The sequence below is a fragment of the Methylobacterium fujisawaense genome (assembly GCF_039619325.1).
Taxonomy (GTDB): Bacteria; Pseudomonadota; Alphaproteobacteria; order Rhizobiales; family Beijerinckiaceae; genus Methylobacterium; species Methylobacterium fujisawaense.
Genome location: NZ_CP155000.1, coordinates 5,169,135 through 5,190,711, shown reverse-complemented (window position 1 = coordinate 5,190,711; position 21,577 = coordinate 5,169,135). Strand labels below are relative to the sequence as shown.

Sequence of the window (21,577 nt, the reverse complement as noted above, 5' to 3'; positions counted from 1 at the left end):
AAGAAGTTTGATATCACATCATGTGCGCCGGCGCACGTGCCGCGGACGAAAATGGTTTTATATAAAACTTGTTCAACGAGCGGCGCCATTCGCCGCCTCGAATCAATCGCGGCAGAGACCCGCTCAGGCTCGACGGAGATCCAAGATGTTCATGCGCACGATGTCAGCGTTCACGGTCGCGTTTGCCTTGACCGCCACCACGCTGCCGGCCGCGGCCCAGCAGAGCCGCACCTTCACCGCCTGGGGCCACGAATTCGTCGCGCCGGAGATCGACCCCCGGGAGATCACGCCCGCCGCCCCGAACGGCGCGGGCCCTGCCCCGTTGCGCAGCAACGGTCGGACCACCGCCTACACCGCCTCTTCCGGACAGCCTGCGACCACGGCATCGACGGCTCGGAACCCGACGCGAGCCATCGACGTCCGGGGCGCCCGCTTTGAAGTTCCGGCGCGGTGATGCGTCGTACCCTCTCCTGGACGGCGAAGGTGCATCTCGTCTCCGCCGGCACAACTTCGCAATAGAAAGCTCGATTCCCATGTCCAATCACTCTCTTGTTTCCGGCCGAAGCGGCGCCTTTGTCGAAGTCGGTCCGGCTTTGACTGCGATCGAGCGGTACGGGGATCACCTGACCCGAGCGGCGCTCTACGGTTCGCTCGCCGTCATCTACGCTTGGTTCGGGGGAATGAAGTTTACAGCCTATGAAGCGGAAGGACTGGTTCCGCTGGTCGGCAACAGCCCGCTGTTGAGCTGGTTCTACAGCATCTTCAGCGTGCGTGGCTTCTCGGCTTTCCTCGGCGTGCTCGAACTCAGCATCGGCGCCCTCGTCGCCGCGCGGCTCGTCAACCCCAAGCTCTCCGCGCTCGGCGGTCTCCTGTCGGCCGGCCTCTTCGTCACGACCCTGAGCTTTATGGCGTCGACGCCCGGTGTCGCCGCGCCGGAGCTCGGCTTCCCCGCCATCTCGGTGTCGATCGGTCAGTTCCTCCTCAAGGATGTCGGCCTGCTCGCCATTTCGCTTTGGATTGCCGCCGACTCGCTCAAGGCGATCCGTCACCGTCGCGACTGATTTGTCGCCGGCCTCGGATACCGACCATTAATGAGGAGACCCACCATGCAACGCATCGCTTCCATCGACCCGGTCACGGCGACCGGTAGCGTCAAAGATCTGCTTGAGGGTGTGAGAACGCAGCTCGGTGTCGTACCGAACCTTCACAAGGTCCTCGCGCAGAGCTCGGCCGGCCTGGAAGGCGTGCTGGCCTTCTCCGGTGCTCTCGCACGGGGTACGCTCGATCCCGCGACGCGCGAGCGCATCGCGCTGGCCATTGCGAACGTCAACGGCTGCGACTACTGCAACGCCGCCCACACGGCGCTCGCCAAGCACCGCAAGCTGGATGAGGCGGAGATCGCGGCCAACCGCACAGGCCGCTCGACCGACGCCCGCGCGGATGTGGCGGTCAACTTCGCCCGCAAGATCGCGGTCACCCGCGCCGATGTCGCTGAGGACGACCTCGCGGCTTTGCGCAGGGTCGGTTACACGGACGCGCAGATCGTCGAGATCGTGCTTCATGTCGCGGTCAACGTGCTGACCAACTACGTCAACGAGGTGTTCAAGACCGAGGTCGACTTCCCGCATATCGGGCCTGCCACGCGCATCGCGGGCTGACGTCGAGCGGAGCCGGAGCCTCGGCACATGGGCTCTGGCTCCGTCGTGGGAGTGCGGATCACCGCCGTGGGGCGCATGAGCTCCGTTTCGACGCACTCTCTTTAACCGGACCGTCATTCATTTCGGCGGAGAGCGCTCCAGCCCGACGCGCTGCGTTCTCCGATCGTATGACGAGGTCCAGCTAGTGCTCTGACGCCGACAAAGCGTACACAAGGCAGCGCCGTTTTCGCATCGATAGCAGCAAGTTAACGGACAGGCACGTGGTGCGTTCGTTGGCGTCTGTGCACTAGCGGCCGTTCCGGGCGATCCACGCCCCCGCCCAAGATCGCCGGAAGACCCCGTTATGATCCAGTTCACCGTCCATACTACCGACCTCTGCTCCGGAGCTTCGAAGGTGGTGCTCGCCGACGTCGAACAGGCGCTCGGCTTCGTGCCGCGTGCGCTGAACTATGGGCGCCCGGATCGGAGGGGGGACTGCTCGTGAACACGCCGGCGATCATCGCCCTTTTGGCACAAGGCCGGGATAGCCAACCAGTCAAGCGGCCGAAGGGACGAGCAGAGTACACCGAATCCGTGGCGTTCCAGACGCGCAACGACGATGAGGCTTGGAAGCCTTGGGCCGAGCCGAACCGCGAGCACCATGACTTGACACTTCGGTTCTGCACATTCGACTGCGACATTTTGCAAGACGATAATTATCAATTTCATACTCAAAAATCACTAAGTAGCATTTACTTGGTGTGTCTAGATGAACACCCGCGGCTTCCGATCGGCGGATTTCGCACCCTGAATATCTACGTACCTGAACCGTCGCTTGGCGATATAGTCGAGTCCGGGGATTCAGTTTCGTCTGCTGCGCCAACAGGATCGATTGACCCCAGAGCCGTTCCTGACTGGCAACTTCGTCGCCTTGAAGTCGAGATGCTGGCTGAAATGCGCATGGCTCGACCTTTATCGCGTCTTCGCATCGATACGTTGGGACTGGAGGTTGCGGTCCATCTTCTTCGGCAGCACTCGTCCATGAACGGCGCAGTCCGTTGGGAATCCCTCGGTCCGCGCCGTAGCCGTTTCGATCCCGCCGTCGGAAGGGCGATCGAGTACATGGAATCGCGTTGGGCCGACGATATCAGGCTGGTGGACGTGGCTCGCGCGGCGCAGCTATCTCCACGCAAGCTCACGACTCTTGTTGCCAAGGCAACGGGTTTGCCTCCCCACCGTTGGCTCATGCGCCGTCGTATCGAACGCGCGTGCGAAATGCTGCTCGATCCGCGCCGCTCGATCACCGAGGTCGCCTTTGCGTGCGGATTCCACTCCTCGCAGCACTTCGCGACCAGGTTTCGCAAGCAGATTGGTTGTACGCCGAGTGCATATCGACGGGAGCGGCTCTCGTGAATTTTTCTGACACTCCACACCGAAGCGACGGCTGCAGCAGGATTCTCAATTTTTTCGGAGAGGACTTTGCATGCACGTCTGGATAAATTCCAGCAACGAGTATTGCATATTGCTTTAGTTAATTTGATACATTAAATAATTACTTTTGTCCCGTGATATATCGATATTGTAATTATGATATACATTAACTAGATATTTTTTGTTTTATCAATCGAAGACAATAAATGCCCCCTGCCAATAAATAAGAAAGATGAAACTTACGAGATCACGCGGCGGCAGGTTGTTCGGACCTCTTAGTGAACAGAGCGCCTGGCCCATTCGCTCAGGCTGATGGAGGTGATGCGCGGGGATCAGTCGACGAGCCCGTTGCAGGCGTCGCAGCAGAGGTCGAGGGCAATGGCGCTAGGATGATGACAACAACCGCGAGCTTCGTCGTGATGTGCCATCCAGCTTGATCGAGCAGCAGCGTGGCCTCAGCGGGCAAGGACTGGGTAACCTTTGACGTACAGCCAGTCGGTGGCTTGCGCCGGGGTGTGGCAGCCCAGACATTCCTGGCGATAGTCGAGCGTCTTGGTCTTGTCCGGGCTCCCTTTGTCGAACCATGCCCAGCCCCACCCGTCACCCCAAAGCGGATTGCCCGGGTAGCTGCCGCGATCGTCTTTCACCATCATGAACCAACCGGCTAGACCGGCGGCCCGACTCACCCGGCCGGTGGTCATGTCCTCGCTCTCGGCGTTGAACACCTCCTTCACCAAGACGGTGCCATTTTTGAACCGGCCGTTGGCTCGATACTCGTCGATCGCGCCCGGAGAGACGTAGACCGTATGCATCTCCTTCGAGCCTGGCACGGTATCGGAGGCGACAGCCCAGGTGCCGAGGAACTGGTAAGCCGCTCGATAGTCGAGAGGTAGACGCATGGTGCCGGCGACGTCGACCAGCCCAACCGACGCCCTCGGGGTTTCTGCAACGTTCGCGGACCGTACCTGTTGGGCGAGCAAGCCTGTCGCCGCGGCGAGCGTCGCTCCGCAGGTTAGAAGAAGAGTAGCCGAGGGAAGACGGCGACGGAACATATGATCCTCCACTGACAACGCCGAGCGCTTGGGCCCCTAGTTCTTGCCGACGCGCTCCAGCAAGCCACGCAGCACCGGGTAGTGCTGAATGAATACGAAATCCCGGCCGGCGTTTGCAGCATGGCAGGCATTGCAGGTCTCGACGGCCTTTACCTCGGTCGCCGAGGCGTATTGTGCCTCGGGCACGTGACCGAAGGAGAAGTAGGCCCATTGACCCGGTTCGTTCGCGAAGCGACGCGAGTCCTTCACAGCCGCCTCGAGACCGGCATACTCTGCCATGAAATAGCCTTTGCCGCTCGATTCCGTGATCGCGCCGTTTGCCGGGTCCGTCGTGCTGTTGATCTGCTGGCGCACGAGCTCCTTGACGATCACAGTACCTTCGCGGAACTCTCCCGTCCGTTTGAAGTGCTCCCAAGCAGTCGGCTCGACATAGACGATGTGAAACTCCGGGAATGGCGCCTCCGGTAGGTTGAGCCGGTTCGGCGTCAGCGGCGTGCCGATGAACGGCCACTCGCGCCAGCCGATCGGGCGCACCAGCCGGCCGTCCGGCAGGTACTCGGCGACGTACGGGGTCCGCCTGCCGTCGACCGTGTACGGCTGGGCCGGCGGACGACCGGATTCGGCCGCGGCCGCAGCCCGCTCCTGCGGCTGGTTCTGCCGGGCTGCGCCGCTTTGCTGCGGGGGTGGCGTCTGCCTAAGCTGCTCCGGGGTGCGCTCCTGCGACTGGGTCTGTCGGGGCTGCGGTTCGCCGCTCGGCTGGGGCGGCGGTACTTGCCCCGACCGCGCCGTACCGGCCGCGGGCGGCGGCGTGGTCTGCGCCTCGGAGCTCTGGATCCCGCCACAGCCGACCATCAGGGCGACAGCCCCGGCCGTCCGAAGCAGCGTCCAGCGATGACGAGACATGAAGAACATTTTCGGATCCTCCGGATTGCGGCATGGCCCGAACGGCGCGTCAGGGCGAAGCTCGACGGTTCGGCACGCGCGCGTGTTCCTGGCCGGTTGCCGGGCCAGCCCGAGATATGAGGCACACGACCAGCCCTCTGCAAGATCACGCCCGGTTCGCAGGCGACGCGTAAGGGTGCCCGCGCCGACGCGCGATTGCGTTCACGAAAAAGAGGCGACGTTCACGATCCGGAGCATGGGTCAGGTCGACGCGATCCATGCCGCAGCGCAAAGCACAACGGACGCGGTCGGCGGTATCGCGGCGACGATCGCGCAGTCGAGTGGCACGGCGCGCGCCGTCGCCGCTGCCGCCGACGACCAGGATCAGGTCGGCCAGGAGATCGCCCGTGCCATCGCGAGTGCGGCCGAGCAGACCATCGCCGGGCGCATCGGGACGATGCGAGCGGCGGCCGCCTCCAACGGGGGTCCGAGCGGGCGCGGTGCGAGCGGACGCCGGGCAGCGAATCAGGGCTCTCACATCCCGCGGAGCGCGATACCAGCCTTTCCTGAACGCGTGCGCACAGCCTGAGCGACGTGCGACGAGGCTGCAGGTTCATATGCGGCCCTCGTCCGAACCGGGTTGCGCGCGCGATCGTCAGGCGGCTCGCGCGGCCTGTTCAGTCGCCGCGATCAGCTGCCGCAGATCGGCGACCGGCAGCGGACGGCTGAACAGGTAGCCCTGCATCTCGTCGCAACCCTCATGCTGCAGGTGATCGCGCTGCGCCGCGGTCTCGACACCTTCGGCCACTGTCGTGATGCCCAGATCGGCACCGAGTCCGGCCACCGCCCGCACGATCGCCGCGCAGTGGCGGTTGACACCGAGCTCGCGCACAAAGGACTGATCGATCTTGATCTTGTCGAAGGGAAACGTCCGGAGATAGCTCAAGGAGGAGTAGCCCGTCCCGAAATCGTCCATGGCGATGCGCACGCCGAGGTTGCGCAGCCGGTGTAGGACCGCCAGGTTGGCGTCGCTGTCGGCGAGCAGCACCGACTCCGTGATCTCCAGCTCCAGTCGGCTGGGATCGAGCCCGGCGTTCGCCAGGGCCGACACGACGGCCGGGACGAGGCTCTGCTGACGGAACTGCACGGGCGAGAGATTGACCGCGACCTTGATCTCGCCCGGCCAGGTTGCCGCCTCCCGGCACGCTTCGCGCAGGACCCATTCGCCGATCGGCGCGATCAGGCCGGTCTCCTCGGCGATCGGGATGAACTCGGCCGGCGAGACGAAGCCACGCTCGGGATGGCGCCAGCGCAGCAGCGCCTCGCAGGCGTTGATGCGGTTCTCCCGCAGGTTCAGGAGCGGCTGGTAGAACAGCTCCAAGGCGCCGGTGTTCAGCGCCTCGCGCAGCTCGCGCTCCAGCGTACGACGCGCCTGGATGCGGGCGTTCATCTCCGGCTCGAAGAACCGGAACGTGCCGCGTCGCTCCGCTTTGGCCTGATACAGCGCGAGGTCGGCGTTGTTGAGCAGAAGGTCCGGCGTGGTCCCGTCGCCCGGCAGCATCGCGATACCGAGGCTCGCTCCGATCACCACCTTCTGACCGATGATGGAGAACGGCTGCGCCAAGCACTCGACCAGGCGCGCGGCGAGCTGGCCCGCAGCTTCAGGCGACGGCGCGCTCGCCTGCAGGATGGCGAACTCGTCACCGCCGAAGCGGGCGACCAAGTCCTCCTCGCGCACGCAGTGCCGGAGGCGATCCGCCACCGCGCGCAGCAGCGCGTCGCCGGCTGCGTGTCCCAGCGTGTCGTTGACTGCCTTGAACCCGTCGAGATCGAGGCAGAGCACGGCCGCCGGCTCGGCATGACGATGCTGTCGCTCGAGCGCGTCGCTCAGACGTTCGCGGAAGCAGGCACGGTTCGGCAGGTCGGTGAGCGGGTCGTGGTGTGCCATGTGAGCGATCCGCGCCTCAACGGCGCGGCGCTCCGTCACGTCCTCGGCGATCCCGAGCAGTTACTGCGGTCGCCCTTCCTCGTCGCTCACGGCGAGCTTCTTGACGTGCAGGAGGCGCGTACCGTTGCCGCGCGTCTCGAATTGACGCTCCTCGACGATCGCGTCCCGACCGCTGGCGCGAAACAGCGCCGCGTCCTGATCCAGCACGGCCCGGGCCGTCGTGTGCTGAGAGTCTGTCCGGCATCATGATGTTTTCTGACAGAGCTTTCGGGTCATGAGGCGGATGGAGGCCAAGAGGACGAACGCTCGTCCTTTCCGGCTTTTGCATTCCCAATCCTTTGCGAGACGGCGGCAGCGGTTGAGCCAGCCGATCGTTCGCTCGACGATCCAACGCTTGGGCAGCACAGCGAAGCCTTTGGCCTGATCGGAGCGCCTGACGATCTCGACCGTGAGGGTGCGGCAGACCTTGCGAAGGCCATCTTGGAAGGCCGGTCCCTGGTAGCCGCCGTCGGCGAAGAGCTTGAGCAGGAACGGGTAGAGGCCAAACAGCGTGGCCATCACCAGCACGCCGCCATCCCGATCCTGAATGTCGGCGGGATGGACGAGCGCGTGCATCAGCAGGCCCTGCGTGTCGACCAGGATGTGGCGCTTCTTGCCCCTGATCTTCTTGCCCGCATCGTAGCCGGGCGGGTCGATCGAGCGCCCCCCTTTTCCGCGCCCTTCACGCTCTGGCTGTCGATGATGGCCACCGTCGGGCTGGCCTCCCGATCCATCCGTTCCCGGCAGGCGACGTAGAGCGTGTGATGGATCCGCTCCAGCGTGCCGTCATAGTCCCAGAGGTCAAAGTAATCGTGAACCGTCGAGCGCGCCGCCAGATCCTTTGGGATCGCCCGCCATTGGCAGCCGGTGCTCAGCACGTACATCAGGCCGTTCACCACCGCCCGCATGTCGACACTGCGCTTGCCGCCGCCACGCTTGGCTGGAGGGATCAGGGGCTCAATCAGCGCCCACTCGTCATCCGTCAGATCGCTCGGATACCGAAGCTCGCTTCGATCGTAGCGGGCCCGGTTCTCGGTCGTCCACATCAGCAGCCTCCACACAGGCCGCCTTGAATCACAAACCCCTTACATCACTCAATATGTCGCCGGACAGACACTGAAACAGAGCATGCGACGGCCCTCCGATCAGTTCGTCGCGCGGCACGCCGAGCAGGGCCTCGCAGGCACGGTTGACGAGCAGGAGGCGGTGATCAACCGCATCCTGCACGTAGAGCATCGCGGGGATGTTCTCGATCACCGTGTCGAGGAAGCTGCGCGTGCGGCGCAGTTCCGCCTCGGCGAGCTGGCGCTCGGTGACGTCGATGCTCGCAGCGAGCACGGCCGGCCGGCCCCGCAGCATGAGCGGACGCACGTAAGGCAGGATCTGGATCACCGATCCATCCGCCTTGCAATGACGCCAGATCCGCTCGCCATCGTAGGGCTTCGTCCGGTTCGCGAAGACGATCTGCAGTTCGGCACGGTCCGCCTCCGGTCGGATGTCGTGGGCTGTCATCGCCAGGAAGCGGTCGCGGCTGTAGCCGTAGTGCTCGACGGCGGCGGTGTTGACGTCGAGGAAGCGCAAGGATCCGGCGTCCAAGACCCACATCGGAACCGGGTTGGCCTCGAACAACATCCGGAAGGAGGCTTCGCGGGTGCGCAGCTCCGTGATGTCGACGAGGGTGACTACGAGCAGGTCGCCGAGTGGGGCTACGGCGATCTTGAGGTAGGATTCCGCATCGTCCCCGATGAATTCCAGCTCGAAATTGTCGCTTCCGCCGTTCTCGACGACACGGAACAGGCGAGCTGTGATCTCCTGCGCGTGATGACCCATGTAGACTTCGGAAAGATGCTGCCACAACAGGCTGTCCAACGACCGGCGCATCAGCTGCGCGGCGCCGGCGTTCAGGGTGACGATCTGCAGATCACACAGCTGTCAGTCCGCGTCGCGCACGGGCGCGAGGGCGAGAACCCCTTCCCGGGTCGACTGGTAGACTTGTTCGATGAGACTGGATCGGGTCTGGGGTTCGCTGACGTGGACGAGGGCGACCGGGAAGCCCCAGTGCGTGTGCAGGGGCAACGCGAGGATCTCGTGAACCTCGACGATGCCGTTCTCGACGCGGCTTGCAACCTGCCGCTCTGGCTGGCCGGTCCGGAGGGCGCGTCGCACGATTTGATCCAAGAGCCGCGCGCAGTCGCTCCGCTGGTGTCCGGCGGCATGACGGGGCGTCCCTTCGAGCCATGTAGCGACGGCTGATGCCGTTTGCAGGTGGACGAGATCTGGCCCGTCGAGGCGCACCAGCACCGTGCCATCGGCGAAACGACCGAGCGAGCCGAGAGCGATCTCTTCGTAAGGCGGCAACGCCATACCCGGCTTCCGAGCGGCATGCCAACGTTGGCTCAGGATGTGGGCAGCACTGCCCGCGAGTCCAGGCGGTCGTTGCTTGGTCTGAGGCGACATGGCGCGAAGAGCGTTCTGGCGGATGCGGGCGAATGACCGTTGGCCGAATTCGCTAAATATTTCTGAATAACCGATTGGATCGGTGACAAAAACCGCAGCGATAAGCCGGCTAGCGATATCTCTCAAGTCATGCGTGCGTGCGAAAATCCGCACCTGGAGCTCCTGAACACGGGTCTGTTACAGACATTCGACGTTTGAAACCGGAACGCGGAACATGAATCTTGATGATTTACACTCTGGATAGCCGTGCAGTCCTTGCCCGGCCTTCACAGCGTCCGAAAGCTCTTTCCCGCTCGCCCGCCCGGATCGGGACAGCGCGGCCGTCCCGATTTCCGTTCGTCGACGTCAGGCGTGGAAGGTGCATCGATCGTGCACGCCACATTCGGGGCTGCAGATCCAACCGACGGCGCTTTTCGACCGGTGCGAGGAATCGAACGGGCTCTCGATCACCTGCATGACGTTATGTGAAGGCGTCATCGCGCTGTCATGATGCACCTTCGTGATGTCTCCCCGACTTAAAAGCCGGGGCTTCCATGCCCGGACGGGCACGGCGTCTCACATCCGAGACGAGCGATATTCCGCGCGGCATTCTGGTCGCGCTCATGTTCTGATCCGCACTCGCCGCACGTCCACCGCCTGATGCTGAGACCGGCCAGCCCCGTGGGTCCACTGAGGCGCCCACAGAACGAACAGGTCCGTGTCGTGTTGGCTTCGTTCACCTCGGCGTAGGCGACCCCTGCGTGATCGCATTTGTACCGGAGCATGCCGCGTAGCGTAGACCATCCGGCGTCGAGCACGCTCTTCGCCATCCGGGTCTTCGTCATAGCCGAGGCCGACACGTCGCCGACCGTGATCTTGCGGGCGCGATCCACGAGCGCCCGAGAGAATTTGTGAAGCACATCCTTCCGCCGATTGGCGATCTTGGCGTGAATCGATTTGACCTGCCGCTTGCGCCTCTTGCGCTGCGCTTCGGCGAGCTTGGGTTCGAGGCAGCGATAGAACTGCGCCTGCTCAAGTCCTGTGCCGTCCGAGCACTTGGCGACGGACTTGAGCCCGAGATCGACGCCGATGTCATCGCGCCCGCGCCCCTGCGAACGGGGCACCTCGCACACGAGGTTGCAGTACCAACGGCCGCGCGCGTCTTGGCTGAAGTTGCCCGACTTGATCCGCCCCTCGACGGCGCGGTGCAGCCACAGGCGGAAGCGCTGGCCACGCAGGAGCACGGTTGTTCCGTCGAGGGCGATGTCTTGGTTCGTGAACGGCACCCACCCGAGCGCCCGCCTGGGCCCACGGCTCGCACGCCAGCGAAGCTTCGGACGGCGCGCAGCCTTCCGTTTTATGACGTACTGGTTGATCATCTCTTGCACGACCTGCGACGGAAGGCCGAGCAGCTTGCCACTGCCCTTGGTCAGAACGCGAAGCTGCTTCTTGGCCGCCCAGATCGGACCACGCTGTGCCGAGCGCATGCTGATCTCGTTAAAGTAGTTCCAGACCGTATTGACCGCATCGCCGAGCGCGATCAGCCGCTCGTCGCGTCCTTGACGCGGAAGCTGAAGGTCTTCAGAACCGTTTGGTCTGTAAGGGTGGTCACGCCCTTGACATAGGGCATCGAGACGGTTTGGTCTATGGAGCTTCGCACCGGGCGGCACGTCGTCTTCACCCTGCACGCCCACCTAGTGTTCACGACGAAGCGGCGGGGCAAGGTGCTGACCCGTGCGCACCTCGACCGGCTCCAAGCGATCTTCGCCAGCGTGTGTGCGGACTTCGAGGTCGAGTTGCGCGAGTTCAACGGCGAGCGGGACCACGTTCACCTGCTGGTGTTCTATCCGCCGAAGGTTCGGCTCTCGGAACTGGTCAACAGCTTGAAGGGAGTGTCGAGCCGCCTGCTGAAGAAGGAGTTCCCCGAGATCGCCTCGTTCTGGTCTGTCAGGAAGAGCCGAGGCGTGCTGTGGACACCGAGCTACTTCGCCGGGTCGGTGGGCGGCGCCCCGCTCTCGATCCTGAAGCAGTACATCGAGAACCAAGGTCGCTGATCGCGGCTGTCGCCGCGAGCGCGCCTACAACCTCTCCCTGAAAGAAGAGGGATTGGCGCGCGTTCCGCTAAGAGCGAAAGTCGAAACTCTACCCCGACACGTGGGTGAGAGCGTCGATGGCAGCTAGGATCTCGCGCCCTGGGTCCAGATCGGCGAAGGCCCGTGCCATCACACGAGCACGTTCGCGAAACCGCTGCTCCGTGAGCACCCTCTCGACGGCCCAACGCAAGGCGTCCACGGTCGGGCGGTTCGTCGCAAGATTCAAGCCGACGCCCGACCACTCGATCCGGGCTCCGACCTCGGCCTTGTCCTCGGTCAAGCCGGCGGAGACAATCGGAACGCCAGCGGCGAGAGCTTGTGAGACGCTTCCGTAGCCCCCGTTGGTTACCAGGAGATCGATTTTGGGGAGAAGCACGTCGAAAGGCAGAAAGGTGGCGACCCGGCCATTAGCCGGTATTTCACAGTGTATCTCCTCTACGGATCTCCCGCCAGTTGTTGCAACGATGAGAAGATCGTCGCGCCCCTCAAGCGCCTGGAGCGTCGGCTCAAGTAGTTCGCTGAAATCAGCGTTTGCGAGCGTGCCTTGTGTCACTAGGATGATGCTCTTGCCGCTCTCCAGATCCGGCCACCATTCCGGTACCGCGACCGCCATCGGCGTGGTCGGCAGCAGCCCGACAAAACGCAGTCCTGGAGGAAACGTACCGAAATCGTACTCGAACTCGCGGACGCTCGGCTGCAGGAATGCGTCGGGCAGTATCGCGAGCGATTGGGTCAACGAGGCTGGCAAAGGTCGCGCGCCGAGCCGGGCCAGGCGGGCGTCGGTGAGGGCGCGAACCGGTCGGACGAATGAGGCATCGAGACCCACCTTCAATGCGGCGTAGCGAGCACGCTCGATGTCGTCCCGGGCCGGGAGCAGCCCCATGCCGACCGGCGCATCGTCGGGACGGTCGAGGAACAGAAAGCTGATGTTGAGTACGATGATCGGAGGCCGGCACGTCGTCGCATCGAGAAGAAGCGGCAAGATCCCAAGAAACAGGCTGCCTGCCACGATCACATCCGGAGCCTCCGTCCGGATCGTCTCGCGCAGAACCGCGGCTTGCGTCGCCATCGGTTCGATGAAGCGGTGCTCGAATTCGTGCGTCCACCGCACCGGTCCAGGCGGCAGGTGCGGCTCCAGATAGGTCGCCGCACCCCTGTCTTCGTAAGCTGTGAGGCGCAAACCCGAAGATTCGACCTTCTGCCGAAACGAAGGATCGGTCACCACCAAGACGGTGTCGCCGCGCCTGGCCAGCAGTCGTCCCACAGCCAACAGGGGGTTGACGTGGCCCGTAAGGGGGCTGGCTGCAATCAAAACTTTCATGCCGACATCCGGCGCAATCCTCGATCAGGGTTAGTCACATTTATTTCGCGTGTGTCGCTCGGTCCGTTACCAGCGGTTCCGCAAGTATCGGCTGGCGCCTTCGCAATCGGCGTTGCGAAGTTCGGCCAAGGTGATGCGAACTCGCTCCTGCGGGGGAACCAGGAAGCCGCACCGCGTCCGTCGCTGGTCGGACGGCACGTGAAACAAGCCTTGTTCCATCGCATGTCAGGCGATCACCTCGAATGTGGCGCCTCATGCACGTGCGGCCGCCGCGCACGTCGCAACGGTGCCGCTCGCCATAGGACTGCGACCGATCTGAAATTGTCGACACGGGATATGCGGCGCAGCACCTGTTTTGGACGATAACGCACGCCAGTCCGCTTCCATGCCTGCCTTCGATCCGCAAAATCGAGCGGGAAATCGCGAAGATGGTAGGCTCGATGTCGTCGTCGCATGGGCTGCCGGTTCTCCAGGCCAGCGCGCGCTCAATCTTCGCCCGTGACATCCTGTGCGGAGTCGAAGGTCGCGTTGGATCCGGGTTCGATGGCCTTGGCCGCGTCCGCGCATCGACCGCGGTATGCGCTCGGATCGACGCCGTAGGCCGCCTTGAAGGCATGCGAGAAGTAGCTTCGACTGGTGTAGCCCACACTTGCGGCGATGACCTTCACGGGCATGGGCGACGTCGTCAGCAACTGTGCCGCGAGGCGCAGGCGGACCCGGTGCAGGTACTCGATGGGCCCCTCGCCGAAGATGGCGGAGAACCGCTCGGCGAACGCGGACCGGCTCATCCCGCAGAGTGCAGCGAGACTATCGACCGTGTGGGAGGCGCCGGGTGCGTCGAGGACCGCCGCGACGGCGCGCATGAGCCGCGGATCCCGCAGCGCCGCGAAGATTGGCGAACTGGTACCCCGCTCCTTCAGGTGAACCCGCAGCAGAATGGCGAGGCACTGCCTCATCAGCGCGCTCGTCACCTCCTGCGTGCCGAGTCCGGGCTGGACCAACTCCTCGATCATGAAGGCGAAGGCGTGCCGCAGTCGGTCGTTGCCCGACAGGTCCTCGATCAATGCGCCCTGCAGGCGGTCGAAGAGGCCGAGCGCGCCGGCGTAACTGGCCGAGATCGCGCCGCAAGCCACGAGGATGTCGCGACTGCCGTCGCCGGCCGTCAGCGCGACGAGGCCGTCGGGAAGCACCCTGAGCGCATCTCGAGCTGTAACCGTGTGCATGGCCCCGGCGAAACCGAGGGAGTGAGGAACGCCGCGCGGCGGAATCACCATGCTGTTCGGCCCGAAGGCCACGGGCTCCTGGTCGCCGACGACGATAGTCCCGGTGCCTGACAAGACATAATGGACGAGCAGGGCGTCAGCGATGCCCTGCTTCCGCAATCGCCACCCCGATTGAATCTCGCAGAATGCGAAGGCATGAACCCTCACCGTCAAAGTCGATAGTAATTTGACTAATACATGATCTGACATGTGTGCCGACCGAATCAAAGCGCAACGGATTTAAACGATATCGTGCCGGAAGACGAAATGAATTAGGAGTTGTAGCATGATACAACAAACCACACCCGTGAAGCACGCACGCAGCATAAGCCACGCTGGGATGCTCGACGTCCTTCCACGCGATCACGGTTCATGTCCGTGTTGAGAGGCAACCCTGGAACTGCGCCGACGCAGTCCACAGCTGTGCCTCGCCGGCTGCATCCCTGGCCGGTACGGGTCATGCACTGGACGAACGCCGCGGCGATGGTGGTGCTGATCGGGTCCGGCTGGGGCATCTACGACGATTCCGTCATCATCCACGGCATCTATTTCCCCAAGTCGGCCCGGATCGGATCCTGGGCGGCCGAGAGCCTGCTCTGGCACTTCGCCGCCATGTGGGTGCTGGTCGCCAACGGCGCCGCCTATCTCGTCTACGGCGTCGCGACCGGGCGCCTGCGCGAGCGCCTCCTGCCGATCCGTCCGCGCGAAATCGTGCAGACCGTCCGCGACACGTTGCGGCTCAAGCTCGCGCACGAGGACCTCACGACCTACAACGCCGTCCAGAAGATCCTCTACATCGTCGCCATCCTGGCCGGCATCGGCCAGGTCGTCAGCGGCCTGGCCATCTGGAAGCCGGTCCAGTTCTCCGGGCTCGTCGCGCTGCTCGGCGGGTTCCAGGGCGCGCGCCTCGTCCACTTCGCCGGCATGGCGGTGCTGGTCGGCTTCCTCGTCGTTCACGTCGTGCTGTCCCTGCTCGTGCCGCGAACGCTGTGGGCGATGCTGACCGGCGGCCCCGTACGCCGCCCGGCCCTCCCTGCCACGGCGCGGGAGGCGACGCGATGAGGTCGCCGTTCCGCCCCCTCAAGGTGCCGGATCCCGGCATCCTCGACGACCACCGCGCTTTGGTCCGGAGGATCGAGCGTCGCGGCCTCCTGCGGGGCGGCCTGTCGCTCGGCGCGCTCACGATGTTGACCGGCTGCGACGTGACGGACACGAGCGCGGTCGGGCGGGCGCTCCGTGCCATGTCCGACTTCAACGACGGCGTCCAGGCCGCCCTTTTCGATCCCCGAAAGCTCGCGCCCGAGTATCCGGGGTCCCAGGTGCTGAAGCCGCCGCGCTTCAACGCCTACTACGACGTCGAGGACGTCAAGCCGATCGACGGCGACGCGTGGCGGCTGGAACTCGCCGGGTTGATCTCCGACAAGCGGCCCTGGACGCGCCGCCGGATCGCGGAGCTGCCCGAGCGCGAGATCATCATTCGCCACGTCTGCGTCGAGGGCTGGGACTACATCGGGCAGTGGTCGGGCGTACCGCTCCGGGCGTTCCTGGAGCGCGTCGGCGCCGACCTCACCGCCAAGTACGTCGCCTTCAAGACGGCGGACGACTACCCGAGCAGCATCGACATGGCGACCGCGCTGCACCCCCAGACACTGCTCGCGACCAGATACGCCCGCGAAGAATTGCCTGACCCGTATGGATACCCGCTGCGCCTGCGCATGGCGGTCAAGCTCGGCTACAAGAATCCGAAGTGGATCACGGTCATCGAAGTCACCAACACCTACCCCGGCGGATACTGGGAGAGCCGCGGCTTCGGCTGGTTCGCAGGCCTATGAGCGTCCGCGCGATCCGGTGCGCCGTCGGCACCTGCCTGCTCACGCTGGCGCTCTCCGCATCGGCGCAGGCGCAGACGCCGGGCCCCTCCCCGGCCCCCGACCACATGCCGAAGCCCGGCATGACCGCGCCCGAGATGGCGGGTCGCGCGGCGGACCGGTTTCCGCAGCCGGTGCGCGTCGGCGACCTCGCCGGCCGCCTCCTGCTCCGGCCGGAGGAGTCCCAGTCCGTCCTCGGCCGCGTCACGGGGCTCGTGCGCCGCGGCGACGGCGCGGGCGAGATGGCCGTGCGCCTCGACGGTGCGTTGGGGCTGGGCTGGCTAGGCCTGCGAGCGGTCGCCTGGAGCGGATTCGGGTCCCGGCTCGTGGCCGTGCCGGTGGAGGCGGTGGCGCTCCTGGGCGAGCACGTCGCCCTCATGGGCCTGACGCCCGAGCGCCTGCGCGCGCTGCCGACCTTCACGCCCGGTTCCGCCACCGAGATACCGCCGGACGAGACGATCCGCCTCGGGATCGTCCGCCCCTTCCATTGACCACGCGGGAGCCTTCTACATGGCACGAGGACCGACCTCCGGACCGGCCCCCACCTGCGCGATCGGGGTGATGGCGAAAGCGCCGCGAAGCGGGCGCTCCAAGACGCGGCTGTGCCCGCCGCTGACCCTCGACGACGCAGCGGCTCTGAGCGCCGCCTTCCTGCGCGACACGACCGCCAACATCCAAGAGGCGGCCCGCGCCGCGCCGATTGCCGCCTACGCGGCTTTCGCGCCGCCGGGCGCGGAGGCTCTGGTGATCCCCCATCTTGCGCGGGGAACCGACCTCGTCCTGGCGGATGGAAGCGTCACAACCGCGGCGCAGGTCGAGGGCTTCGGCCGTTGCCTGCTGCAGGCCGTCCAGGGCATGCTGGCGCACGGTCACGCGGCGGCCTGCGTGCTGAGCTCCGACATCCCGACCCTGCCGACGCGGCTCCTGATCCAGGCGGCCCGGATCCTGCTCGAACCGGGCGAGCGGGGCGTGTTCGGCGCCTGCGACGACGGCGGCTACTACATCCTCGGCCTCAAGCAGGCCCATGCCCGCCTGTTCGCCGACATCGCCTGGAGCACCGACACCGTCGCCGAAGCGACCCGCGCCCGGGCGCGCGAGATCGGCCTCGATCTCGTCGAGCTGGAGCCCTGGTACGACGTCGACGACGCGGCCTCGCTCGCGCGGCTCGCCGCCGACAGGACCGGCTACGCGGCCCCGGCGACGCGCTCGGTCCTGGCGCGGCTCGCGCGCGCGTCGGAGTTGGTGCCGGCATGATCCGGCTTCTCGCCAGCCCCGCTCATCGGCTCGCGGCCCTCGGCCTCCTGCTTCTGGCCGTCACTGTCGGCGCGCTGGCGATCCAGGTGCCGGGCGCCGACACCGTCGGCGCGGCGCCCCAATCCAACGCCTTCATCGGCGTGGTCGCGGTCGGCCTCGCGGTCTACCTCCTCGCCGTGCGCCTCGTGTTGCGGGAGCGGCTGCCGCGCGCGGCCCTATGGACGATCCTCGGCATCGCCGTGCTGCTGCGGGCCGCTTTGCTGCCGGCGCTGCCGTTCCTGTCGACCGACATCTACCGCTACGTCTGGGACGGGCAGGTCCAGGCCGCCGGAATCAACCCCTACCGCTACATCCCGGCCGACCCCGCCCTCGAGCGGCTGCGCGACCCGGCGGTCTACCCGCTGATCAACCGCAAGGACTACGCTCGTACGATTTACCCGCCCGCGGCGCAGCTGGTCTTCGCCGCCGTCGGGCAGGTATCGCACAGCGTCACCGGGATGAAGCTGGCGATGTTGGGTTTCGAGGCCCTGGGCATGCTGGCCATGCTCGCGGTTCTGCGCGGCGCCGGCTTGCCTTCGGCCCGCATCCTGATCTACGCCTGGAATCCGCTGGCCCTGTGGTCCTTCGCGCGCGACGGGCACGTCGATGCCGTGGCGATCGGCCTCCTCGGCATCGCGTTGCTGGCCCGCACCCGTCGTCGGTACGGGCTCGCGGGCGCGCTCCTGGGCGCGGCGACGCTGGTGAAGGTTCTGCCTGTCGCGGTCGCGCCCGCCTTCGTCCGTGGAGGCCGGCTGTGGCGGCCTATGCTCGCCGGGGTGGCCGTGATCGCCGTCCTGTACCTGCCCTACCTCGCTGCCGGCCCGAACGTGTTCGGTTTCGCCGGCGGCTACGGGGCCGAGGAGGGCTACGACACCGGCGTGGGCTACTGGCTGCTCGCCGGTCTCGGGCATCTCGGGCTCAGCCCCCCGAGCCTGCTGCGGACCTACCTGGTCTGCGCCGGACTGACGCTCGCCGCCCTCGCGCTCCGGATCGCCTTCGGCCCGAACCGGCAGACCGCGCCCGACGCGGTCGCGCTGTGCCGCGATGCCGGGCTCCTCGCAGCCCTCACCACCTGCGCGGCGAGCCCACACTACGCTTGGTACTATCCCTGGCTGGCGCTGCCCGCGGTGGTCGCGCCGGCCCCGGCCCTGATCTGGCTCGGCTCGGCGCCGATCCTGTTCCTGATCGACCCGTTCGACGACCGCTTCCTGTGGCCGTCGCTGGTCTTCGTCCCGGCCCTCTTCCTAGCCGCCCGCTCCCTGCGGCAGGCCTGCACCGCACCCCTCTCCGCTCTCCCGGAAGGAACCGCACCATGACGGCCTCAGCCGCAGTGAAGGACCCGCGCCGCTACTTCGAGGCGGTCGGCCCCGACCGCGCCTCCGAGGCCTTGGCGCCGCCGGTCTGCCTCTATCTGGAGGTCACGAACCGCTGCAACCTGCTGTGCGAGACCTGCCCGCGCACCTTCGAGACCCTGGAGCCCCCGGCCGACATGAGCTGGGCGCTGTTCAGCCGGATCGTCGACCAGGTTCCGGACGTCGCCCGGGTCGTGCTCCACGGGGTCGGCGAGCCGATGCTGGTGAAGGACCTGCCGCGGATGGTCCGCTACCTCAAGGACCGCGGCACCTACGTCCTGTTCAACACCAACGGCACCCTGATGCAGCCGAGGCGCTTTCAGGAGCTGATCGATACCGGGCTCGACGAGCTGCGCGTCTCCCTCGATGCCGCCGACCGGGCCTCGTACCGCCGGGTGCGGGGCAAGGACTTCTTCGACCGCATCGTGCGCGACGTCGGCAAGTTCGTCGCGTTCCAGAAGGCGACCGGCGCCGCGACCCCCCGGGTCTCGCTCTGGCTCACGGGCCTCAAGGAGACCGTGGACCAGCTCCCGACCTTCGTGCGGCTCGCCGCCGAGATGGGCGTGACCGAGGTGCACCTGCAGCGCCTCGTCTTCGACGAGGCCGGGTACGGTATGGCCCGCGCCGACCTGTCGCTGTTCGAGAGCACCCAGGCGGCGGAGGCCGCCGCCATCGCCGAGGCCGAGGCCATCGGCCGTTCGCTAGGGGTGACGCTCGACGCCTCGGGCGCGACCGAGCCCGGAATCAGCCTGAAGCGTCAGGAGGACCGCGCCTGGGCCACCTGTCGGCGACCCTGGTCCCTGATGTACGTCACCGCCCACGGTCGGGCGCTGCCCTGCTGCATCGCGCCGTTCTCGGTGCGCGGCTATTCCAACTACACGCTGGGCGACGCCACGCAGGCCACGCTCCGGGAGATCTGGAACGGCGCGGCCTATCGCGACTTCCGGACGTCGCTCCTCTCCGACGTGCCGCCCGCCCCGTGCCGGAACTGCGGCCTGCGCTGGAGTCTCTGAGCGATGCATCCGGTCAGCATCGTCATCCCGACCCTGAACGAGGCCGAAGCGATCGGCGCGGTGATCCGCGAGATCCCGCCGGCCTACGCGGCGGACGTCGTCGTCGCCGACAGCGGCTCGACCGACGGGACGCAGGACGTCGCCCGGGCCGCGGGCGCCCGGGTGATCGAGGCCGGACGCGGCTACGGCCGGGCCTGCGCGCTCGGGGCGGCCGCGGCCGATCCGGCCTCGCGCGTGATCGTCTATCTCGACGGCGACGGCGCGGATCGCGGCGACCTGATCGACCGGATCGCCGGGCCGGTGCTCGCCGGCCGCCACGACCTCGTCCTCGCCTCGCGCACGCTGGGCAGCCGCGAGCCCGGATCGATGCTCTGGCACCAAGTGCTCGCCGGCCGGCTCGCCGGCCTCGGCATCGGCCTACGCTACGGCGTCCGATACACCGACATGTGCGCCTACCGCGCCATCGACCGCGCCGTGCTGCGGGCCCTCGCCCTGCGCGAGCCGACCTACGGCTGGAACATCGAGATGCAGATGCAGGCCGCGCGAGCCGGCCTGCGCATCCGCGAGGTGCCTATGCCCTACCGGCGCCGGTTGGGCGGATCCTCGAAGGTCGCGGGTTCGCTCGGTGGGACGATGCGGGCCGCCGCTCGGATCGGCGCGACCTACCTGCGCGTCGCCGCCGGCTCGGAGCGGCGCGCGTGAGGCCGGCGATGGCGCTCAAGGACGACGCTGCACCGGGCCTTTGGGCCGGCGCCCGGACGGAGGCGCCCGGCCCCGATACGGACCACGGGATCGCGCCCGCAGGGTCGTTCGCGCTGGCGGCGTACCTGGATCGCTGGTCGGCCTGCGCGCATCACGACCTCGCCGCCTCGGACTCGGAGCCGCTGTCGCTCGCCGCCTTGCTGCGCCTTGCCGGCCCGGAGGATCGTCGGCGCTGGCGGAGGGCCGACCTCGGCTACGCCGACCCGCGCGGCGCCTCCTGGCTGCGCGCCACGATCGCCGGCTGCTACCGCCGGCTCGCTGCCGACGACGTGCTGGTCAGCGCAGGGGCGCAGGAAGCAGTGGCCTGCGTGCTGAGTGCGCTGCTCGGTCCGGCCGATCACGCGGTGGTGGTGGTGCCGATCTACCAACCCTCGGAGCTCGTCGTGTCGCGGCTGTGCGCGGCCGATGGCGTCGCCCTCCGACCGGAACCGGCCTGGACCCTCGATCTCGACGGGCTGGTCGCCGCCATCCGGCCGAACACGCGGCTGGTGCTGATGAATTTTCCCAACAGCCCGACCGGCGCGTCGCTGGATCGAACGACTCTGGAGAGGCTGGTCGACCTCTGTCGCCGACACGGGCTCTGGCTCGTCAACGACGAGGTCTATCGCCAGACGGACCTCGACCCGGGCCGAGCCGTCCCACCCGTCGTCGACGTGTACGAGCGCGGGATCTCCATCAACGGGTTGTCGAAGGGCTTCGGGCTTCCGGGCCTGCGCGTCGGCTGGGCCGCCTGTCGCGACCGCGGGGCGCTCGACCGCGTCCTCGCGGTCAAGAGCCTGCTGTCGAGCTGCCTCGCCGGACCGAGCGAGATCCTGGCGCAGGTCGCGCTGCGGGCCGAGCAGCGCCTGACCGGCCGCGCCCGCGCGATCGGGCGGCGCAACCACCACCGTCTGCGTGCTCTGCTCGATCGCTACCCGAACCTGTTCGATCCGGAAGAACCGACGAATCTCGCCTTCGCCTGCCCCCGCTTCCGTGGGCGAGAGGGTGCGACCGAGTTCTCGAAGGCTCTCGCGTCCGAGGACGGCGTCCTCGTGCTGCCCTCCGCGTTGTGGCACTCGGCGCTGGCGCCGGTCCCCACGGACCGCCTGCGCCTCGGCCTCGGTCGCGTCGGCAGCGGCGCGGCGCTCGGGATCCTCGGGGATCATCTGCAGCGGCGCGCCGGCCGATGAGTGCCGAGATCGGACGCGA

The 21,577-nt window shown here is 66.5% G+C and carries 24 protein-coding genes and 1 pseudogene; 15 read left to right on the top strand and 10 right to left on the bottom strand.

Annotation, left to right across the window (positions count from 1 at the left end; translation table 11 throughout):
- The first annotated feature begins 145 nt into the window (after positions 1-145).
- The 5 genes from ABC766_RS24615 (at position 146) to ABC766_RS24595 (ending at position 3,050) form a co-directional block, all read left to right on the top strand.
- A complete protein-coding gene (locus ABC766_RS24615) occupies positions 146-454 on the top strand; it encodes a hypothetical protein (RefSeq protein WP_043378310.1) in 309 nt (102 codons plus the stop codon).
- A 79-nt stretch (positions 455-533) separates the two neighbouring features.
- The gene (locus ABC766_RS24610; RefSeq protein ID WP_043378313.1) at positions 534-1,061 is read left to right on the top strand and encodes a YkgB family protein; all 528 of its coding nucleotides are present in this window, start codon (positions 534-536) and stop codon (positions 1,059-1,061) included.
- 45 nt (positions 1,062-1,106) lie between these two features.
- The gene (locus ABC766_RS24605) at positions 1,107-1,658 is read left to right on the top strand and encodes a carboxymuconolactone decarboxylase family protein (protein WP_043378316.1); all 552 of its coding nucleotides are present in this window, start codon (positions 1,107-1,109) and stop codon (positions 1,656-1,658) included.
- Between the two features lie 343 nt (positions 1,659-2,001).
- Positions 2,002-2,142 carry a hypothetical protein gene (locus ABC766_RS24600; protein WP_158713259.1) on the top strand — a complete coding sequence of 47 codons (141 nt, stop codon included), beginning with the start codon at positions 2,002-2,004 and terminating at the stop codon, positions 2,140-2,142.
- Positions 2,139-3,050, top strand: a complete 912-nt coding sequence (locus tag ABC766_RS24595) for a helix-turn-helix domain-containing protein (RefSeq protein ID WP_139239449.1) — start codon at positions 2,139-2,141, stop codon at positions 3,048-3,050. The genes ABC766_RS24600 and ABC766_RS24595 overlap by 4 nt, the downstream gene beginning before the upstream one ends.
- 473 nt (positions 3,051-3,523) lie before the next feature.
- Here the strand turns inward: ABC766_RS24595 and ABC766_RS24590 are convergent, their stop codons facing one another.
- Complete coding sequence (locus ABC766_RS24590; protein ID WP_051975887.1) at positions 3,524-4,120, bottom strand: cytochrome P460 family protein; 597 nt, start codon at positions 4,118-4,120, stop codon at positions 3,524-3,526.
- Between the two features lie 36 nt (positions 4,121-4,156).
- Positions 4,157-5,032, bottom strand: a complete 876-nt coding sequence (locus ABC766_RS24585) for a cytochrome P460 family protein (protein ID WP_051975888.1) — start codon at positions 5,030-5,032, stop codon at positions 4,157-4,159.
- 226 nt (positions 5,033-5,258) lie between these two features.
- On the opposite strand from ABC766_RS24585, the gene ABC766_RS24580 reads away from it, so the two are divergent.
- On the top strand, positions 5,259-5,591 hold the full coding sequence (locus ABC766_RS24580) for a hypothetical protein (protein WP_043378319.1): 333 nt from the start codon (positions 5,259-5,261) through the stop codon (positions 5,589-5,591).
- A gap of 66 nt (positions 5,592-5,657) precedes the next feature.
- Here the strand turns inward: ABC766_RS24580 and ABC766_RS24575 are convergent.
- The 6 genes and pseudogenes from ABC766_RS24575 to ABC766_RS24550 form a co-directional block, all read right to left on the bottom strand.
- Positions 5,658-6,992: pseudogene (locus tag ABC766_RS24575) on the bottom strand (putative bifunctional diguanylate cyclase/phosphodiesterase); the annotation flags it as partial.
- An 18-nt stretch (positions 6,993-7,010) separates the two neighbouring features.
- Positions 7,011-7,157 carry a hypothetical protein gene (locus ABC766_RS24570; protein WP_345819723.1) on the bottom strand — a complete coding sequence of 49 codons (147 nt, stop codon included), beginning with the start codon at positions 7,155-7,157 and terminating at the stop codon, positions 7,011-7,013.
- A gap of 36 nt (positions 7,158-7,193) precedes the next feature.
- Positions 7,194-8,035, bottom strand: a protein-coding gene (locus ABC766_RS24565) for an IS5 family transposase (RefSeq protein WP_283206341.1) whose coding sequence is annotated in 2 segments (ribosomal slippage) — positions 7,194-7,645 and positions 7,645-8,035 — 843 coding nt in all. Because the reading frame shifts where the segments join, the coding sequence is not laid out codon by codon here.
- Positions 8,036-8,063: 28 nt separating this feature from the next.
- Positions 8,064-8,903: a PAS domain S-box protein gene (locus ABC766_RS24560; protein ID WP_345822836.1), complete on the bottom strand. Its 840-nt coding sequence runs from the start codon at positions 8,901-8,903 to the stop codon at positions 8,064-8,066.
- A gap of 18 nt (positions 8,904-8,921) precedes the next feature.
- Complete coding sequence (locus ABC766_RS24555) at positions 8,922-9,599, bottom strand: hypothetical protein (protein ID WP_345819721.1); 678 nt, start codon at positions 9,597-9,599, stop codon at positions 8,922-8,924.
- A 362-nt stretch (positions 9,600-9,961) separates the two neighbouring features.
- Positions 9,962-11,095, bottom strand: coding sequence for an RNA-guided endonuclease InsQ/TnpB family protein (locus tag ABC766_RS24550; RefSeq protein ID WP_230365910.1), 1,134 nt, complete (start codon positions 11,093-11,095; stop codon positions 9,962-9,964).
- Between ABC766_RS24550 and tnpA the strand changes: the two genes are divergently transcribed.
- Entirely contained in the window at positions 11,072-11,479 is a 408-nt protein-coding gene (gene tnpA / locus ABC766_RS24545; RefSeq protein WP_043378321.1) for an IS200/IS605 family transposase, read from the top strand. The genes ABC766_RS24550 and tnpA overlap by 24 nt on opposite strands.
- Positions 11,480-11,567: 88 nt before the next feature.
- Here tnpA and ABC766_RS24540 read toward each other — a convergent pair whose 3' ends face one another.
- Both ABC766_RS24540 and ABC766_RS24535 read right to left on the bottom strand, forming a co-directional pair.
- A complete protein-coding gene (locus tag ABC766_RS24540; RefSeq protein ID WP_043378323.1) occupies positions 11,568-12,839 on the bottom strand; it encodes a glycosyltransferase in 1,272 nt (423 codons plus the stop codon).
- A 485-nt stretch (positions 12,840-13,324) separates the two neighbouring features.
- On the bottom strand, positions 13,325-14,311 hold the full coding sequence (locus ABC766_RS24535) for an AraC family transcriptional regulator (RefSeq protein ID WP_043378325.1): 987 nt from the start codon (positions 14,309-14,311) through the stop codon (positions 13,325-13,327).
- 162 nt (positions 14,312-14,473) lie between these two features.
- On the opposite strand from ABC766_RS24535, the gene ABC766_RS24530 reads away from it, so the two are divergent.
- Genes ABC766_RS24530 through ABC766_RS24495 form a run of 8 tightly spaced genes read left to right on the top strand, consistent with a single transcriptional unit; the run spans position 14,474 to position 21,558 of the window.
- Positions 14,474-15,163: a cytochrome b/b6 domain-containing protein gene (locus ABC766_RS24530; protein WP_051975891.1), complete on the top strand. Its 690-nt coding sequence runs from the start codon at positions 14,474-14,476 to the stop codon at positions 15,161-15,163.
- Positions 15,160-15,933, top strand: a complete 774-nt coding sequence (locus tag ABC766_RS24525; RefSeq protein WP_043378328.1) for a molybdopterin-dependent oxidoreductase — start codon at positions 15,160-15,162, stop codon at positions 15,931-15,933. Before ABC766_RS24530 ends, ABC766_RS24525 begins: the two co-directional genes overlap by 4 nt.
- Positions 15,930-16,460, top strand: a complete 531-nt coding sequence (locus ABC766_RS24520; protein WP_043378331.1) for a hypothetical protein — start codon at positions 15,930-15,932, stop codon at positions 16,458-16,460. Before ABC766_RS24525 ends, ABC766_RS24520 begins: the two co-directional genes overlap by 4 nt.
- Positions 16,461-16,479: 19 nt before the next feature.
- Complete coding sequence (locus ABC766_RS24515; protein WP_043378332.1) at positions 16,480-17,223, top strand: TIGR04282 family arsenosugar biosynthesis glycosyltransferase; 744 nt, start codon at positions 16,480-16,482, stop codon at positions 17,221-17,223.
- Positions 17,220-18,578, top strand: coding sequence for a glycosyltransferase 87 family protein (locus ABC766_RS24510; protein WP_043378335.1), 1,359 nt, complete (start codon positions 17,220-17,222; stop codon positions 18,576-18,578). The genes ABC766_RS24515 and ABC766_RS24510 overlap by 4 nt, the downstream gene beginning before the upstream one ends.
- Positions 18,575-19,627 carry a radical SAM protein gene (locus tag ABC766_RS24505; protein WP_043378338.1) on the top strand — a complete coding sequence of 351 codons (1,053 nt, stop codon included), beginning with the start codon at positions 18,575-18,577 and terminating at the stop codon, positions 19,625-19,627. Before ABC766_RS24510 ends, ABC766_RS24505 begins: the two co-directional genes overlap by 4 nt.
- 3 nt (positions 19,628-19,630) lie before the next feature.
- On the top strand, positions 19,631-20,329 hold the full coding sequence (locus tag ABC766_RS24500; RefSeq protein WP_043378343.1) for a glycosyltransferase family 2 protein: 699 nt from the start codon (positions 19,631-19,633) through the stop codon (positions 20,327-20,329).
- Positions 20,326-21,558, top strand: coding sequence for a pyridoxal phosphate-dependent aminotransferase (locus tag ABC766_RS24495; RefSeq protein WP_230365906.1), 1,233 nt, complete (start codon positions 20,326-20,328; stop codon positions 21,556-21,558). The genes ABC766_RS24500 and ABC766_RS24495 overlap by 4 nt, the downstream gene beginning before the upstream one ends.
- The last annotated feature ends 19 nt before the right edge of the window (positions 21,559-21,577 follow it).